Source organism: Teichococcus aestuarii (genome assembly GCF_042651065.1).
Classification (GTDB): domain Bacteria; phylum Pseudomonadota; class Alphaproteobacteria; order Acetobacterales; family Acetobacteraceae; genus Pseudoroseomonas; species Pseudoroseomonas aestuarii.
This window is the reverse complement of the sequence record NZ_JBHSCH010000087.1, coordinates 1-16,715: the sequence shown is the minus strand read 5'-3', so window position 1 is coordinate 16,715 and position 16,715 is coordinate 1. Positions and strand designations below refer to the sequence as shown.

The 16,715-nt window shown below is 71.0% G+C and carries 14 protein-coding genes; 8 read left to right on the top strand and 6 right to left on the bottom strand.

Annotated features, from left to right (window positions below):
• Positions 1 to 1,000 (bottom strand): D-alanyl-D-alanine carboxypeptidase family protein (locus tag ACFOY6_RS21690; RefSeq protein WP_379652222.1); only part of this gene is annotated, 1,000 nt, incomplete at its 3' end.
• A 371-nt stretch (positions 1,001 to 1,371) separates the two neighbouring features.
• On the opposite strand from ACFOY6_RS21690, the gene ACFOY6_RS21685 reads away from it, so the two are divergent.
• The 3 genes from ACFOY6_RS21685 (at position 1,372) to clpA (ending at position 5,237) form a co-directional block, all read left to right on the top strand.
• A complete protein-coding gene (locus tag ACFOY6_RS21685; RefSeq protein WP_379633652.1) occupies positions 1,372 to 1,968 on the top strand; it encodes a phasin family protein in 597 nt (198 codons plus the stop codon).
• A gap of 331 nt (positions 1,969 to 2,299) precedes the next feature.
• Positions 2,300 to 2,686, top strand: coding sequence for an ATP-dependent Clp protease adapter ClpS (gene clpS, locus ACFOY6_RS21680; protein WP_109517783.1), 387 nt, complete (start codon positions 2,300 to 2,302; stop codon positions 2,684 to 2,686).
• 184 nt (positions 2,687 to 2,870) lie between these two features.
• Positions 2,871 to 5,237: an ATP-dependent Clp protease ATP-binding subunit ClpA gene (gene clpA, locus ACFOY6_RS21675; RefSeq protein ID WP_379633650.1), complete on the top strand. Its 2,367-nt coding sequence runs from the start codon at positions 2,871 to 2,873 to the stop codon at positions 5,235 to 5,237.
• 138 nt (positions 5,238 to 5,375) lie between these two features.
• Here the strand turns inward: clpA and ACFOY6_RS21670 are convergent, their stop codons facing one another.
• Entirely contained in the window at positions 5,376 to 6,431 is a 1,056-nt protein-coding gene (locus ACFOY6_RS21670; RefSeq protein ID WP_379652221.1) for a LysR substrate-binding domain-containing protein, read from the bottom strand.
• Positions 6,432 to 6,529: 98 nt separating this feature from the next.
• Here ACFOY6_RS21670 and ACFOY6_RS21665 point away from each other — a divergent pair, with 98 nt between their 5' ends.
• From ACFOY6_RS21665 to ACFOY6_RS21655, 3 genes are all read left to right on the top strand, one after another.
• Positions 6,530 to 7,351, top strand: a complete 822-nt coding sequence (locus ACFOY6_RS21665; RefSeq protein WP_109517780.1) for an aspartate dehydrogenase — start codon at positions 6,530 to 6,532, stop codon at positions 7,349 to 7,351.
• 96 nt (positions 7,352 to 7,447) lie between these two features.
• Positions 7,448 to 8,437, top strand: a complete 990-nt coding sequence (locus tag ACFOY6_RS21660; protein WP_379652220.1) for a tripartite tricarboxylate transporter substrate binding protein — start codon at positions 7,448 to 7,450, stop codon at positions 8,435 to 8,437.
• A gap of 139 nt (positions 8,438 to 8,576) precedes the next feature.
• Positions 8,577 to 9,851, top strand: coding sequence for a M20/M25/M40 family metallo-hydrolase (locus tag ACFOY6_RS21655; protein ID WP_379652219.1), 1,275 nt, complete (start codon positions 8,577 to 8,579; stop codon positions 9,849 to 9,851).
• Positions 9,852 to 9,888: 37 nt separating this feature from the next.
• Here the strand turns inward: ACFOY6_RS21655 and ACFOY6_RS21650 are convergent, their stop codons facing one another.
• Together ACFOY6_RS21650 and greB are read right to left on the bottom strand one after the other, a co-directional pair.
• Entirely contained in the window at positions 9,889 to 10,821 is a 933-nt protein-coding gene (locus tag ACFOY6_RS21650) for a DMT family transporter (protein WP_379633640.1), read from the bottom strand.
• A 124-nt stretch (positions 10,822 to 10,945) separates the two neighbouring features.
• Entirely contained in the window at positions 10,946 to 11,476 is a 531-nt protein-coding gene (greB, locus tag ACFOY6_RS21645) for a transcription elongation factor GreB (RefSeq protein ID WP_219929762.1), read from the bottom strand.
• A 239-nt stretch (positions 11,477 to 11,715) separates the two neighbouring features.
• On the opposite strand from greB, the gene ACFOY6_RS21640 reads away from it, so the two are divergent.
• Positions 11,716 to 13,251 (top strand): sensor histidine kinase, encoded by a 1,536-nt coding sequence (locus tag ACFOY6_RS21640; protein ID WP_379652218.1) that lies wholly within the window; start codon positions 11,716 to 11,718, stop codon positions 13,249 to 13,251.
• Between the two features lie 12 nt (positions 13,252 to 13,263).
• Here ACFOY6_RS21640 and ACFOY6_RS21635 read toward each other — a convergent pair whose 3' ends face one another.
• Positions 13,264 to 15,072, bottom strand: coding sequence for an ABC-F family ATP-binding cassette domain-containing protein (locus ACFOY6_RS21635; protein ID WP_379652217.1), 1,809 nt, complete (start codon positions 15,070 to 15,072; stop codon positions 13,264 to 13,266).
• A gap of 181 nt (positions 15,073 to 15,253) precedes the next feature.
• Here ACFOY6_RS21635 and ACFOY6_RS21630 point away from each other — a divergent pair, with 181 nt between their 5' ends.
• Positions 15,254 to 16,369: an NAD(P)/FAD-dependent oxidoreductase gene (locus tag ACFOY6_RS21630; protein ID WP_109517774.1), complete on the top strand. Its 1,116-nt coding sequence runs from the start codon at positions 15,254 to 15,256 to the stop codon at positions 16,367 to 16,369.
• Between the two features lie 57 nt (positions 16,370 to 16,426).
• Here the strand turns inward: ACFOY6_RS21630 and ACFOY6_RS21625 are convergent.
• The coding region (locus ACFOY6_RS21625) for a TolC family protein (RefSeq protein WP_379652216.1) at positions 16,427 to 16,715 on the bottom strand (289 nt) is incomplete at its 5' end.

The window sequence follows — 16,715 nt, the reverse complement described above, 5'->3', positions numbered from 1 at the left end:
CGCGGCTGGGCACGGCCCTGCCGGCGACGCCCCGGCCGGGCATGGCGCGTGCCTGGTCCGTCCCGCGCACCCGGCGCAGCGCCGTGGCCGCCGCCGTGCCACCCACCGCGGCCATGGCCAGGGAGGCCGCCGGCGCGGATTGCGAGGCCATCGCGCCGTAGCCGCCGCCCACCCCCATCTGCGCGAAGCCGCGCTCCAGCAGCGCCGCCGCGTGACGGTCGCGCTCCACCCAGGAGCTGCCGCCGAACACCGCGACGATCAGCCGCACATTGTCGCGCCGCGCGCTGCTGACGATGTTGAAGCCGCTGGCGTTGATGTAGCCGGTCTTGATGCCGTCCACGCCCTCATACTCGTCGAGCATGCGGTTGTGGTTGCGCAGGGCGATGGTGCCCATGCGGTGCACGCGGGTGCCGAAGTAATGGTAGCGCTCGGGGAAGTCCCGCTGCAGGCGGCGGCCAAGGGTGGCCATGTCGTGCGCGGTGGTGATCTGCTCCACATCCGGCAGGCCGGAGGCGTTGCGGAAGGTGGTGGAGGTCATGCCGATGGCGCGGGCGCGCAGCGTCATCATCTGCGCGAAGCGCGCCTCGCTGCCGCCGCCCAGCGTCTCGCCCAGCAGCGAGGCGACATCGTTGGCGGATTTGGTGACGAGAGCGTAGATGGCGTTCTCCACCGTCAGGCTGCGCCCGGGCGGCAGGCCGAGCTTGGAGGGCGGCCGGCTGGCGGCGGTCTCCGTCATGTAGAGCCGCTGGTCGAGCTGCAGCTCGCCGGAGCGCAGCGCCTCGAAGACCATGTAGAGCGTCATCATCTTGGTCAGCGAGGCCGGATGGCGCGGTGCGTCGGCATTGGCGCCGAACAGGACCTGGCCGGTGCCCGGCTCGATCACCACCGCCGCATAGCGGGCACTGCCGATCTGTGCCTGCGCCGCCCCCGGAAGGGTGGCGGCAAAAAAAGCCGATGCGGCCAGCAAGCCGAGCCGGCGCATCGCGCGGACAAGTGACATGTCCATCCCCCGAAATGGCCTCACCCCCCAGTGAGGTGCCACATACTAGGCGGGGGCTCGCGGCGCTGTCATCGAGAACTCATGAGGAACATGCCCTTTCAACAAGGGCTTAACCCCTTTCGTTTATGCGCGGTCCCATGAACGGAACGGCGCCTTCCCGAGCCTTCCCCGAGAGTGTTTCACGCTGGTTGCTGCACCGCAAAAATTTTACTGGACTCCCCTGAAATTCGTTGCCATACCGCCCAAATGCTGCGGTGCAACAAAACCCGGCTGCCGACCTGGACCTCGTTTCGGGCGGGTCTTGAGGCCTACCGGAACCAGCGTTCCCTTCCCCTGCGGAGGAAGCGCGCGAGACCGAGGAGGAACATTGAATGGCCAATGAGCCCAAGGTGACGAAGCTGAACACGAAGCCGTCGTCACCCAAGGACAAGGCGATCGAAGCGGTGGTGGAGAATGTTTCCGCCATCGCCGAGACGGCGGCGGATGCGGCTCCGGCGCCGGCGAGCGAGCCGGCGCAGGCGCTGGCGAGCATGACCAAGGACAGCGCGGCACAGACCCGCACGGCGATGGAGAAGACGATGGACCAGACGACCCGTTCGACCGAAGGCCTCTACAAGGCCACCGAGGATGCCATGGAGTTCGGCCGTGGCAACATGGAGGCCTTCAGCAAGGCCACCCAGGCCTATGTCAGCGGCCTGCAGGACCTGAGCAAGCAGGCCTTCGCGGTGATGCAGGCGATGAACGAGCACGCCATGCAGAACGCCAAGGCCGTGGCCTCCGCCAAGAGCCTGAGGGAGGCCGCCGAGCTGCAGACCACCTTCGCCAAGGCGCAGCTGGAGAAGTCCATGTCCGAGGCGACCCGCCTGAACGAGGCCGCCTTCAAGCTGGCCGAGCAGGCCTCCGCCCCGATCGCCGCGCGCATGACGCTGGCGATGGAGCGGATGACCCGCCCCGCCGCCTTCGCCTGACCGACCATGCCGGCGGCGCCCTGGGCACCGCCGGCCAAGCCCCCCCTGCCCCGGCTTCCGCCGCCTTGCAGGGGGTGGCCGCAGGCGTGCGCGCCGCGCCCGCCCCGCGCCCGCCAGCCCGGCCCATGCCCTGGCGCTTTTACGGCGTGGTGGCGCTTTTCCATCGTCATCGACATGCTCGGCCCTTCACCTTGGCCCCGCCCGTCCGATATTCTCGGGCATCATGGGCGCGAGGAGCGGGGTCCAGTGGCGGATTCCAGACCCCTCCCCCCGATTACGGACGGACAGCCCATTGGGTGCAGCAGACAACCGGCAAGCCGGCAGCAGTGACATGACGGACCAGGACAAGCGCCCGGATCAGGACAGCGACAACAACGGCCCCGGCAACAATGGCAATGGCGGCCAGGGCGGCTCGCAGGACGGCACGAATACCGGCGTCGTGGTCAAGGCACGCCCGCGCACGCGCAAGCCTGCCATGTACAAGGTGCTGATGCTGAACGACGACTACACGCCCATGGAGTTCGTGGTGCACGTGCTCGAGCGCTTCTTCCAGAAGAACCGCGAGGAGGCGACGCGCATCATGCTACATGTCCACCGCCGTGGCGTGGGGGTGTGCGGCGTCTATACTTACGAGGTGGCCGAGACCAAGGTCACCCAGGTGATGGACCTCGCCCGGCAGAACCAGCACCCGCTGCAGTGCACCATCGAAAAGGAATGATGGGGCAAAAAGGAATGATGCGGGGCGTGATCATCTCTGTGTAACCTAGTGAAACTTAGAATACCCCTCGCCGTCATAGGGGAGCGAGACCACATTACGGCTATCCTGGGTCGAAAGACCCTGTCTTGCGGCGCCGGACCCTTCCATACCCGGTGCCGTTCCTGGAAGGGGAGCGTCACACCGCATGCTGTCCCGCAACCTTGAGCAGACGCTCCACCGTGCGCTGGCGCTGGCCAATGAACGCCGCCACGAATACGCCACGCTGGAGCACCTGCTCCTTGCCCTCGTCGACGACACCGACGCCGCCACCGTGCTGCGCGCCTGCGGGGTCGATCAGGACAAGCTGAAGCGCGACCTGGCCGAGTTCCTGGACAAGGATCTCGCCGGGCTCGTCACCGAACGCTCCGGCGACCCGAAGCCGACCGCTGGTTTCCAGCGGGTGGTGCAGCGCGCCGCCATCCATGTGCAATCCTCGGGCCGCGACGAGGTGACGGGCGCCAATGTGCTCGTCGCCCTGTTCAGCGAACGGGAGAGCCATGCCGTCTACTTCCTGCAGCTGCAGGACATGACGCGGCTGGACGCGGTGAACTTCATCAGCCATGGCATCGCCAAGGCCCCTGGCCGCAGCACCAGCCGCCCGGTGCAGGGCAACCCGCCCAGCACCGCCTCGGGTGCCGAGGAAGGCGCGGAGAAGGAGGAGAAGCCGCAGGGCCGCCGTGGCCAGGACGCGCTCTCCAACTACTGCGTCAACCTCAACAAGAAGGCGCAGCAGGGCAAGATCGACCCGCTCATCGGGCGCGACTCCGAGATCGAGCGGACCATCCAGATCCTCTGCCGCCGCACCAAGAACAACCCGCTCTATGTGGGCGACCCGGGCGTCGGCAAGACCGCCATCGCCGAGGGGCTGGCCAAGCGGATCATCGAGGGCGACGTGCCGGAGGTGCTGGCCAAGTCCACCATCTTCGCGCTCGACATGGGCAGCCTGCTCGCCGGCACCCGCTACCGCGGCGACTTCGAGGAGCGGCTGAAGGCCGTGGTGAACGAGCTGGAGCAGCAGCCCGGCTCCATCCTGTTCATCGACGAGATCCACACCGTGATCGGTGCGGGCGCGACGTCCGGTGGCGCGATGGATGCTTCCAACCTGCTGAAGCCGGCCCTGGCCCAGGGCACGCTGCGCTGCATCGGCTCCACCACCTACAAGGAATACCGCACCTACTTCGAGAAGGACCGCGCCCTGGTCCGCCGCTTCCAGAAGATCGACGTCAACGAGCCGACGGTCGAGGACGCGGTGAAGATCCTGACCGGGCTGAAGGTCAATTACGAGAAGCACCACAAGGTCAAGTACACGCCGGAGGCGATCCGCGCCGCCGTCGAGCTCTCGGCCAAGTACATCCACGACCGCAAGCTGCCGGACAAGGCGATCGACGTCATCGACGAGGTCGGCGCCTCGCGCATGCTGCAGCCCGAGGGGAAGCGGAAGAAGACCGTCACCCTGAAGGATGTGGAGGACATCGTCGCCAAGATCGCCCGGATCCCGCCCAAGAGCGTCTCCACCGACGACAAGGAGACGCTGCGGAACCTGGAGCGCGACCTCAAGGCCATGGTGTTCGGCCAGGACAACGCGATCGAGGCCCTCTCCGCCGCGATCAAGCTGTCCCGCGCCGGGTTGCGTGACCCGGAGAAGCCGATCGGCAACTATCTCTTCTCCGGCCCCACCGGTGTCGGCAAGACCGAGGTGGCCAAGCAGCTCGCCAAGACGCTCGGCATCGAGCTGATCCGCTTCGACATGTCCGAGTACATGGAGCGGCACAGCGTCAGCCGGCTGATCGGCGCGCCGCCGGGCTATGTCGGCTTCGACCAGGGCGGATTGCTGACCGACAGCATCGACCAGCATCCGCATGCGGTGCTGCTGCTGGATGAGATCGAGAAGGCCCACCAGGACCTCTACAACATCCTGCTGCAGGTGATGGACCACGGGAAGCTGACCGACCACAACGGCAAGACGGTCGATTTCCGCAACGTCATCCTGATCATGACGACCAATGCGGGCGCCGCCGATATGGCCAAGGCCGGCATCGGCTTCGGCCGCGAGGAGCGGAAGGGCGAGGATGAGGAGGCGGTGAAGCGCCTGTTCACCCCCGAGTTCCGCAACCGCCTGGACGCCGTGGTGCCCTTCGGCAACCTGACGCCGGAGATCGTCGGCAGCGTGGTGGAGAAGTTCGTGATGCAGCTGGAAGCCCAGCTCGCGGATCGCAACGTCACCATCGAGCTGTCCTCCGCCGCCAAGGAGTGGCTGGCCGAGAAGGGCTATGACCGCCTGTACGGCGCGCGGCCGCTGGCCCGCGTCATCCAGGAATACATCAAGAAGCCGCTGGCCGAGGAGCTGCTCTTCGGCAAGCTGGCCAAGGGTGGCGCGGTCAAGGTGGGCAAGAAGGATGACAGCCTCACCTTCGAGTTCATCGAGGCGCCCCTCCCCGCCCTGCCCAAGCCCGATGACGGCCGGCCGGACGGCGACGGAGAGAATGAGCACGCGCCGGAGGCGGCCAGCTAAGGCGGCCAGCCAAGGCCTGACGCAGCGTAGCGAAAGAACGGCCCGGTGGCATTGCCGCCGGGCCGTTTTCGCGTGGGTTGCTGTCTTGGCCTTGCTTGGCCTTGGCAAATCCTTCCGAGGCCGTTAGCTTACCGAAAATTACGTCCCGCCCCCCCCATTGGCGGCGTAATTTCCTTGGGCTTCGCTTCCCTCGCGGCCCGGGATGTCCCCGGGCGGCGGCCCCAGGCCGCCGCCCGGGTGCGTATCCATCAGGCTCTGCCGCGCTTCCGCCAGCAGCCAGCCATGCAGCGCATCGAGCGGCCCCTCTCCTTTGCGGCTGTCCTGCCGCAGCAGCACATAGCTTCCCGCGCTGGCGATACGCGCCGTGCCGGCCACGGCCAGTCCTTCCTGTGGAAGGTTGCCGGGCAGCAGGATGTCCGGCACCAGCGCCACGCCCTGCCCCTTCCGCGCCGCTTCCAGCGCCATGAAGAAATGGCTGAAGGAAAGGCCGCCTTGCACGCGCTGCGGGGCCAGGCGCACACCCTGGGCGCGCAGCCAGTCCGGCCAGGCATGGCGGCGGGTGGAGACCTGGATCAGCGGCAGGGCTGCCAGGGCGGCAGGCTCCAGCGGACCGTTCGGCAGCCATTCGGCGCGGCAGACAGGCACCAGCACATCCGGCAGGAAGGGCATGGCCTCCAGCCCGCGCCAGTCCCGCACCATCTCCAGCTCGATGCGCGGCGCCAGCCGGTGCTGCGGCTGGCCCGGCAGCCGGCCGACGCGGATCGCCAGGTCCGCCTCCCCTCCCGCCAGCGAGACCGGCTCGATGGAGGAGAGCAGCCGCACCTCCAGCCCCGGATGCCGGCGTGCGAAGCCATCCAGCCGCGGCATCAGCCAGGCGGAGGCGATGGTCGGCAGGGCGGAGAGCGTCAGCCGCCGCGGCGGCCCGCCACGCAGCCGCCCCGCCCCCTCGGCCAGCAGCGCCAGCGCCTCCTCCACGGTGCGGTGGAAGGCGGCGCCTTCGGGCGTCAGCACGATGCGGCGGGTCAGGCGCCGGAACAGGGGCTGGCCGAGATCCTCCTCCAGCGCCTTCACCTGCCGGCTGACGGCGCCCTGGGTCAGCCCCAGCTCGGCCGCCGCGCCGGTGAAGGAGAGGTGGCGCGCCGCGGCGTCGAAGCCGCGCAGCGCCGCCAGGGGGGGAAGGGTTCGCCGGGCCATGCATGAGCCTAGCGCATGCATCGCCGACCGGGAATTCGTTTGCCAGTATCCTGCCCCGGCGCTCTGCTCACCACCGAGAGGTACACAGGATGAATGTCATGTCACAGCCGCGGCCCCGCCCGCTGCGGGTCGCCATCGCCGGACTCGGGGCGGTGGGCCAGCGCCTGGCCGAGGCGCTGGATGCCGGCATTCCCGGCTGCGAGCTTTCCGCCGTCGCGGCGCGGGACAAGGCCAAGGCGGCGCGGACCCTCTCCACGCTGCGCCACCCGGTGCCGGTGGTCGACATTGCCGAGCTGCCGCCGCTGGCGGACCTGGTGGTGGAGTGCGCGCCGGCGGCGCTGCTGCCGCAGATCGTCGGCCCCTTCGTCGAGGCCGGCAAGAAGGCGGTGGTGCTGAGCGCCGGTGCGCTGCTCTCGCATGAGGGGCTGGTCGAGGCGGCGCGCCGCCATGGCGGGCAGATCATCGTGCCGACCGGCGCGCTGCTTGGGCTGGATGCCGTCTCCGCCGCCGCCGAGGGGGAGATCCACGCGGTACGCATGATCACCCGCAAGCCGGTGCGCGGGCTGGTGGGCGCCCCCTATCTGGAGGAGCACGGCATCCGGATCGAGGACATCCGCGAGCCGCTGCGGATCTTCCAGGGCACCCCGCGGGAGGCCGCCATCGGCTTCCCCGCCAACCTCAACGTGGCGGTGGCGCTCTCGCTCGCCGGCATCGGGCCGGACCGCACCAGCCTGGAGATCTGGGCGGACCCGGCGCTGACCCGCAACACCCACCGCATCGAGGTGGAGGCGGATTCGGCCAGCTTCTCCATGACCATCGAGAACATCCCGAGCGAGAACCCCAAGACGGGGAAGATCACCGCGCTCTCGGTCATCGCCTGCCTGCGCAAGCTGGGCGCGCCGCTGCGCGTCGGCACCTGAACGGCCCGGCCGCGCCCCGGTTCCGGGGCGCGGCCCACCCATAAAAAAACACGCCCCACACGGCCCGCGCGACTCCCGAACCGCAAAGGCTTTCCAATGCATCGCCGTACGCTTCTGCGCCTCCCCGCCCTCGCCCCGCTGGCGGCGCCCGCCCTGTGGCCCGCCGCCGCGCGCGCCCAGGCCGCCGCGTGGCCGAGCCAGCCCATCCGCCTGCTGGTGCCCTTCTCGGCCGGCGGCCCCACCGACCTGCCCGCCCGGCTGGTGGCGGATGAACTCTCGAAATCCCTCGGCCAGCGTGTGGTGGTGGAGAACCGCACCGGCTCCGGCGTCATCGTCGCCAGCGACGCGGTGGCCAAGGCGCCGAAGGATGGCCACACCCTGCTCTACACCACCGTCGGGCATTCGGTGGCGCGCGCCCTGTTCCCGCATCTGCCCTTCGACCCGGTCGCGGATTTCCAGCCCGTCGCGCATATCGGCCGCATCCACAACGTGGTGATGGTGAACAAGGCGGTGCCGGCCCGGAGCCTTCCCGAACTGCTGAAGCTGTTCCGCGAGAATCCGGGCAAGTACGACTACGCCAGCAACGGCAATGGCGGCTCCATCCATCTCGCCACCGAGCTGCTGCTGGCGATGGCCGGCGGGCTGGAGGTCAACCATGTGGCCTACCGTGGCTCCACCGCCGCCATGCCGGACCTGCTGAGCGGCAATGTCTCGATGATGGTCGATGTCATCTCCAGCGGCATGCCCTTCATCGAGCGCGGCGAGATGCGCGGCCTCGCCATCACGGCGCGGGAGCGCTCGCCCCTCTACCCGGACCTGCCCACCGTGGCCGAGACGGTGCCGGGCTATGAATCCTTCACCTGGCACATGGTGCTGGCCCCCGCCGGCACGCCCGCGGAGACCGTGGCCACGCTGAACCGCGCCATCAATGCCGTGATGGCGCAGCAGGGCGTGCAGCAGACGCTGCGCAAGCAGGCCATGGACATCGTGTCCGACAGCACGCCGCAGAGCAGCGCTGCCTTCCTCCGCGCCGAGATCGAGAAGTGGGAGGCGCTGATCGCCCGCGCCGGCATCAAGGCGAGCTGAGCGGGGCGGCGCCCGCCGGCTCACGAGGGCCGGCTCATGGGGGCCGGCCGCATCCCCGGCCCGCCCCCTTGACCCGGCGCGCGCCCGGGCGGAACGTCCGCGCCCTTTTCCGACCCCTGATTGCCGAGGCCCGACTCCCATGCCCGACGACGCCGCCCCTGCCCTGCGCGCCCTGCTCACCGCCACCGGCGGCGCCGACCCGGCCGCCGAGGTGCAGGATCTGCTGGCCAGCCCCGCCTTCGCCCGCATCGTGGCGGCGCTGGAGGCGGACCACGACCGCTTCGTGCAGCAGCTCATCGCGCTCACCCAGATTCCCTCGCCCCCCTTCGGCGAGGCGGCGCGCGCCTCCGCCTATGCCGGCCTGCTGCGCGACCAGGGGCTGGAGCAGGTGGAGACCGACGAGGAGGGCAACGTCACCGCGCTGCGCCCGGGCACCGATCCCTCGGCCGGCGTCATCGTGCTCTGCTCGCATCTCGACACGGTGTTCCCCGAGGGCACCGACGTGACGGTGAAGCGCGAGGGCACCATCCTGCGCGCCCCCGGCGTCGGCGACGACACGCGCGGCCTGGCCGTGCTGCTGGCCATGGCGCGGGCGCTGGACGCGGCGGGCATCCGCACCCGCGCCGGGCTGCTGCTCCTGGCCTCGGTGGGCGAGGAAGGCGCCGGCGACCTGCGCGGCGTGAAGCATTTCTTCCGCGCCAACCGCTGGCGCGACCAGGTGGCCGGCTTCATCGCCATGGACGGCATCGACCCCGCCCGGCTGGTGCATGGGGCAGTGGGCAGCAAGCGCTACCGCATCACCTTCCGCGGCCCCGGCGGGCATTCCTTCGGCGCCTTCGGGCTGGTGAACCCGGCCTTCGCCCTGGCCCGCGCGGCGGACGACCTCGGCCGCATCCGCGTGCCCAGCCATCCCAAGACCACCTTCTCCATCGGCCGCATCGGCGGCGGCACCTCGATCAACGCCATCCCCGAGGCGATGTGGATGGAGGTCGATCTCCGCTCCGCCTCGGCCGAGGCGCTGGCGGTGCTGGAGGCGCGCTTCCTGGAGACGCTGCCCCAGGCGGCGGCGGACGAGAACGCGGCGCGCGACACGGCGCGCGGCGAGATCCGCGTCGAGGTGAAGCAGATCGGCGACCGCCCCGCCGGCACCACGGCGCGCGAGAGCCGCATCGCCCGCGTCGCGGCGGCCACCATCGGCGCCCAGGGCTACGCGCTGAAGCACGAAGCCTCCTCGACCGACAGCAACATCCCGATCAGCCTCGGCATCCCGGCCGTGACGCTGGGCACCGGCGGCAGCGGCGGGCGGGAGCACTCGCTGGAGGAATGGATCGACGTGGAGCAGACGGCCAGCGTGAAGGGGGTCGCCACGGCGCTCGGCACCATCCTCACCCTGGCGGGCGTCGCCAGCAACTGAGCCGCGGGGGGGGCGCGTGGCCGGCGGCCCGCGCCCCTTACGCTTTCGGCGCGCGCGCTTCCTGGCGAGCCATCCAGCTCGCCGAGCCGAAGATCACCAGGGCGCCGGCCAGCGTGGTCCAGCCGGGGATGTCGCCGAACAGCAGGAAGCCCAGCATCGCCGCCCAGGCGAGGTCGAGGAACTTGATCGGCTGGGTGGCGGAGACGTCCGCGAGGCGGAACGCCTCCGTCAGGCACCAGTGGCCCAGCGTGCCGAGCAGCCCCGCCACCGCGAACCAGGCCAGCTGCACCAGCGTTGGCGCCTGCCAGGAGGCCAGCGCGAAGGGCAGCGTGAACAGCGAGATGGTGATGGCCTGCCACATGACGATGACATCCGGCCGGTCCCGCCGCGTCAGCGCCTTGGTGATGAGGAAGGAGGCGGCGAAGAGCGGCGAGGCGGAGAGCATCACCAGGTTCCACAGCCCGCCGCCGCCGGAGAGCTTGGGCGCCAGCACGATGGCCACCCCCACCAGCCCCACCAGCGCCGCCACCCAGCGCGCCGCCACCACCTTCTCGCCCAGGAACAGCACGGCGCCGACCATGATGAAGATGGGCCCGGTGAAGCCCAGCGCCGTGACATCGGCCAGCGGGATGTGCGGCAGCGCCAGGAACCACAGCAGCAGCCCCGCCGTGTGCACCACGCCGCGCCAGAGCTGGCCGGAGAGGCCGTTCGGCGCATAGGCGCGCGGCCCCTCCCGCCAGAGCAGCGGCAGCATCACTGCGAAGCCGAAGGCGTAGCGCAGGAACTGCGCCTGGAAGGAATGCATCTCCCGCGTCATGCCGCTCATGATGGCGTTGAGCAGGCTGAACAGCAGGCCGGAGAGGCCCATCCACACCATGCCGCGCAGCGTCGGCGAGAGGCCGCCCCAGGCGGTGCCCAGGCGCAGCCGGAGTCCCGGCGTGGCGGGCGGGCGGACGGCGTGCTGCGACATGGCTGGAAGGTTCCGGCGTTTCCATCGGTGGCGGGCAAGGCCACGCCGGGCAGCATGGCGCCGGCCGTCCGCCTCCGCCAGGGGAATACGGCGCGCCCCTGCGCCGTCTCGCGCGAAAGCGAGCCTAGGCTGCGCCCGGCGCCGGATAGCGGATCGCCACCACCTCCAGCTCCTCCGGCCCCGCCGGGGTGCGCAGCTTCACCAGATCCCCCACCCGGGCCTTCAGCAGCGCCCGCGCCACCGGCGAGACCCAGGAGATGTGCCCGCGGTCGAGATCCGTCTCGTCGACGCCGACGATGGTGACGGTGACCTCCGAATCGTCCTCCCGCGCATAGGTGACGGTGGCGCCGAAGAACACCTGGTCGCGCCGCGGCTGCGTCGCCGCGTCCACCACCTGCACCCGCTCCAGCCGCTTGCGCAGGAAGCGCACCCGGCGGTCGATCTCGCGCAGCCGGCGCTTGCCGTACTGGTAGTCGGCATTCTCGCTGCGGTCGCCGAGGCTGGCGGCCCAGGAGACGATCTCCACCACTTTCGGCCGCTCCTCGCTCCACAGCGCGCGCAACTCCGCCTGCAGGGCGGCGTGGCCGGCGGGCGTCATGTAGAACGGCGTGCCGGCGGGCAGGCCGGGCGGGGCTTCGTCGTCGTCCTCGTCCATGGCGGCTTCCTTCCCACAGTGGCGGGCGGGGTTACCGCAAGGCCGTGCATTCATGCAACATTTTGTAAAACAAGCAGGGCATCCCTATCGCGTTGTTGGCGAAATCGCGCTTCACTCCCTGCCATGCAGCACATGATCGTGCCGACGGCCAGTGAACCCGCACCAGACCACATTCCACGCGGATGCGGGCTGGATGTCTCCCGCCGTGCCGCAGGTGGTCCTGCCCTCCGGCGGCCCGCATGACTCCCTTCCTGAAGCAGGCGGGCCAGGACTCCCGGCTCTGGCTGACGGCAGGGCTCGCCGTGGGCCTGCTGTTCGCCGGCATGGCGGCCACCAGCTACCAGCTGCTCTACCGCAACGGGGAGAACGAGCAGCGGCTGCAAAGCCTGGAGGGCGGCTTGCAGGACACCGAGCGTCTGCTCGCCCTGCTGGACGAACGACGGGAAGGTGGCGGCTCGCTCGAGGCGGTGCTCGCCTCCCTGGCCCGCCTGGCGGCGGCGGAGCCGCCTCTGGCGCCCGCCCAGCGCGGCTTGGCCGCGGCCGTCGCGCGGCTGCAGGGGGCTCCCGACACGGGCATGGTCGACATGGCGGGCCTGGTGCTGGAGCGGACCATCCGCACGGAGATGCGGCGGCTGCGCGCCGAGGAGCGCCATCAGGAGCGCGTCAGCCTTTCCCTGGGCCTGGCCGGCATGGGCGCGGGTGGCTCCCTGCTGCTGGCGGGGCTGTTTTCGGCGCGGTGGCGGGAGCGGCAGCAGGCGCGCGGCGCGCAGCACAAGGGGGCCGAGCTGCGCGCCATCTGCAAGGCCACGCCAGCCGGGCTGGCGCTGCTGGACGGCGAGTGCCGCCTGCGCGAGATCAACCCGGGCTTCGCCGCCCTGGCGGGGCAGCCGGAGGCGCGGCTGCTCGGCCGCCATCTGGCGGAGGCGATGCCGCTGCTGGGCGGCCTGTTGCTGCCCATGCTCCGCGGCGCCCTGGCCCGCGGCGAGGGGCTGCCGGGGCAGGAGGTGCAGGTGATGGCCCCGGGCGGGCGCAGCCAGCACTACTTCATCGCCGCGGAGCCGGTGCTGGGCGGCGGGGCCGAGGCCCGCCTCTCGCTGGTGGTGATGGACATCAGCGACAAGGCGGCCATCGAGAGCTGGCGCAAGGAGCTGGTGGCCGAGCTGAACCACCGGGTGAAGAACACGCTGTCCACCGTGCAGTCCCTGGCGGCGCAGACCATGCGCGGCGCGGGGCAGGACCCCAACCGCTTCGCCGCCGATTTCAGCGCGCGTCTGGGCGCGCTCTCCCGCTCGCACGAGCTGCTTGCCTCGGTCGGCTGGTCCAAGGCCACGCTCGACGGGGCGATCGAGGCGGCGCTGGCCCCCTGGAAGGCGGTGTGGCTGGCCACCGGGCAGCTCGTGATGCACGGGCCTTCCGGCGTGGTGGTGCGCCCGGCCCAGGCGCAGGCCATGGTCATCGCCATCTCCGAGCTGGCCAGCAATGCCAGCCGGCACGGCGCGCTGGCGCATGATGGCCGCGTCACCCTGACCTGGCGCGCGACACCGAACGGCGTGATCCACTTCTCCTGGCACGAGCATGGCAAGATGCGACTGCGGGAAGCGCCGCCGCAGCGCGGCTTCGGGCTCCGCTTCCTGGAACGGGGCCTGGCGCATGATCTCGGCCAGGGCGCGCGGGCCGAGCTGCGCTTCGAGCAGGCGGGGCTGCAATACGATGTCAGCTTCCGCGCCGGCGGCGTGCAGCCCTCCACCTTCACCCTACAGAAGGGCGCCGCCTGAGCACCCGGCGGCTCAGCCGCCGAGTTCCTCGCGCAGCATCTCCAGCGCCAGCCAGCGCTCCTCCGCCTCGGCCAGCCCGGCCTCGGCGCGGGCCAGCAGCTCGGTGGCCTTGTCGAAGCGCGCCCGGTCCCGCGCATAGAGGCCGGGGTCGGCCAGGATCTCCCGCAGCTTGGCCGCCTCCGCCTCCAGCTTGGCCATGCGGGCGGGCAGCGTCTCCAGCTCGTGCTGCTCCTTGAAGGACATCTTCTTCCGGGCGGCCGGCGGCGGGGCGGCGGCCGGCTTCGCCGCCGTGGCGGGCTTCGCCACCGTCTCGGCGCGGGCGCGCACGCCATGGCCGCGCTGCGTCACCATGTCGGAATAGCCGCCGGCATAGTCCTGCCAGCGCCCCTCCCCCTCCCAGGCGATGACGTTGGTCGCCACCCGGTCGAGGAAGTCGCGGTCGTGGCTGACGACGATCACCGTGCCGGAATACTCGGCGATCTGCTCCTGCAGCAGGTCGAGCGTCTCGAGGTCGAGGTCGTTGGTCGGCTCGTCGAGCACCAGCAGGTTGGAGGGGGTGGCGAAGGCGCGGGCCAGCAGCAGCCGCCCCCGCTCGCCGCCCGAGAGCGCCACCACCGGCGTGCGCGCCTGCTCCGGCAGGAACAGGAAGTCCTTCATGTAGCCGATGACGTGGCGCGGCTGGCCGTTCACCCACACCTGGTCGCCACGCTTGCCGGTCAGCGTCTCGGCCACGGTGGCGGTGGGGTCGAGTGCTGCGCGGCGCTGGTCGAGGCTGATCATCTGCAGGTTGGTGCCGAGCTTCACCTCGCCCGAATCGGGCGCCAGAACGCCGGTCAGCATGGAGAGCAGCGTGGTCTTGCCCGCGCCGTTCGGCCCGACGATGCCGACCCGGTCGCCACGGATGATGCGCGTCGAGAACTCCCGCACCACCGCCCGCTCGCCGAAGCTCTTGCTGATGCCGTCGGCGGCGATGACGAGCGTGCCGGAGGCCTCGCCCTCGGCCACCGCCATCTTCACGCCGCCCTGGGCGGCGCGGCGCTCCCGCCGCTGCTGGCGCAGCCCGGCCAGCTCACCCACGCGCCGCACGTTGCGCTTGCGGCGGGCCGTCACGCCGTAGCGCATCCAGTCCTCCTCGCGGACGATCTGGCGGTCGAGCTTGTGGGCCTCCTTCTCCTCCTGCTCCAGCACCTCGTCGCGCCATTCCTCGAAATGCGCGAAGCCGCGGCCGAGGCGGCGGGTGGTGCCGCGGTCGAGCCACACCATCTCCCGCGTCATCGTCTCCAGGAAGCGGCGGTCGTGGCTGATCAGCACCAGCGCCGAGCGCATGGCGCCGATCTCCTGCTCCAGCCACTCGATGGCCGGCAGGTCGAGGTGGTTGGTCGGCTCGTCCAGCAGCAGGATGTCCGGGGACGGCGCCAGCGCGCGGGCCAGCGCCGCGCGGCGCGCCTCGCCGCCCGAGAGGTTGGCCGGCCTCTCCTCGCCGGTGAGGCCGAGCTGCTCCAGCAGGTAGCGGGCGCGGTATTCGTCGTCCCCCGCCGTCAGCCCGGCCTCGACATAGGCCAGCACGGAGGGGAAGGTGCCGAGATCCGGCTCCTGCTCCAGGTAGCGCAGCGTGGCGCCGGGCTGGAGGAAGCGGCTGCCGCCATCCGGCTGCGCCAGCCCCGCCGCGATCTTCAGCAGGGTGGACTTGCCGGAGCCGTTGCGGCCGATCAGCGCCAGGCGCTCCCCTGGCGAGACGGACAGCGTGGCGCCCGACAGCAGCGGCGTGGTGCCGAAGCCGAGGCGGATATCCTGGAGGAGCAGAAGCGGGGGAGCGGCCATGCCCGGCTGCGTGGAGCGGCGGCGGCGGCGCGTCAAGCGCCCTGCGCCCAAAGAAGCCGCCGGAAGCCCGCCATCGCATTTTTGAGCGGGTTTCCGCGCCCTTTCCCTCAACCGGCGCGCGACGGCGGGGCGGCGGCGCGGTAGAACTAGGGCCCGCTTGTCATCCCCGGAGGAAATGGCCTTGGATCAGGTCGAATGCGTGGTCGTCGGCGCGGGCGTGGTGGGGCTGGCCGTGGCGCGCGCCCTGGCGCTGGCCGGCCGCGAGGTGCTGGTGCTGGAGGCGGCCGAGGGCATCGGCACCGAGACCTCCTCGCGCAACAGCGAGGTCATCCACGCCGGCATCTACTACCCCAGGGGCAGCCTGATGGCGCGGCTCTGCGTCGAGGGGAAGCACCGGCTCTACGAATACTGCGCCGAGCGCGGCGTGCCGCACCGCAACTGCGGCAAGCTGATCGTCGCCACCAACGAGGAGGAGACGGGCAAGCTCGCCTCCATCCGCGAGCGCGCGGCCGCCAATGGCGTGCCGGACCTGCGGCTGGTCAGCCGCGAGGAGGCGCTGGAGATGGAGCCGTCCCTCTCCTGCACCGCCGCCCTCGTCTCGCCCTCGACCGGCATCATCGACAGCCACGCCTACATGCTGGCGCTGCAGGGCGATGCCGAGAATGCGGGGGCCATGTTCGTCTTCCACAGCCCGGTGCTGGGGGGGCGGCTGCTGCCGGAGGGCGGCGCCGAGATCCGCGTCGGCGGCGCCGAGCCGATGGAGCTGCGCTGCCGCCTGCTGGTGAACGCCGCCGGCCTCTACGCGCCGCGCCTCGCCGGCTCGCTGGAAGGCATGCCGGCCGGCCATGTGCCCACCGCCTACTACGCCAAGGGCAACTACTTCACCCTGGCCGGACGCTCCCCCTTCTCGCGGCTGATCTACCCGGTGCCGGTGCCGGGCGGGCTCGGCACCCACCTGACCATCGACCTCGGCGGCCAGTGCCGCTTCGGCCCGGATGTCGAGTGGGTGGAGAAGGTGGAATACGAGGTGGACCCGCGCCGCGGGGACAGCTTCTACGCCGCCATCCGCCGCTACTGGCCCGGCCTGCCGGAGGGCGCGCTGCAGCCGGGCTATTCCGGCATCCGCCCGAAGATCGTGCCGCCCGGGCAGGCGGCGCAGGATTTCGTCATCCAGGGGCCGGAGACGCATGGCCAGCCCGGCCTCGTGAACCTGTTCGGCATCGAGAGCCCGGGGCTGACCGCCTCGCTGGCCATCGGCGCCCTGGTGGGCGAGATGCTGGTGATGGAGCCGGCCTGACCCGGCCGGGAGCCGGATGAACGGCGGGAGGGGCTGTGGCCCTCCCGCCCGGGCGGCTCACCGGCCCGAGTAATCCCCTGTGCCGAACCAGCGGGAGCGGACGGTGTTGTAGTAGGCCTCCATGTCGTACTGGGCGACGGGGAGGGCAAGGTCGCGGGCGGTGAGGCGCCCGACGGCGCCGGCGAGGTTGTAGCTGGCGGTGACGACGCTGGAGAGCGCCTGCACCAGGGTGACGCGGGCGTTGAGCAGTTCCTGCTCGGCGTTCAGCACGTCGAGCGTGGTGCGGCTGCCCACCACCGCCTCGCGCTGCACGCCGTCGAGCGCGATCTCGGCGGCGCGGATCTGC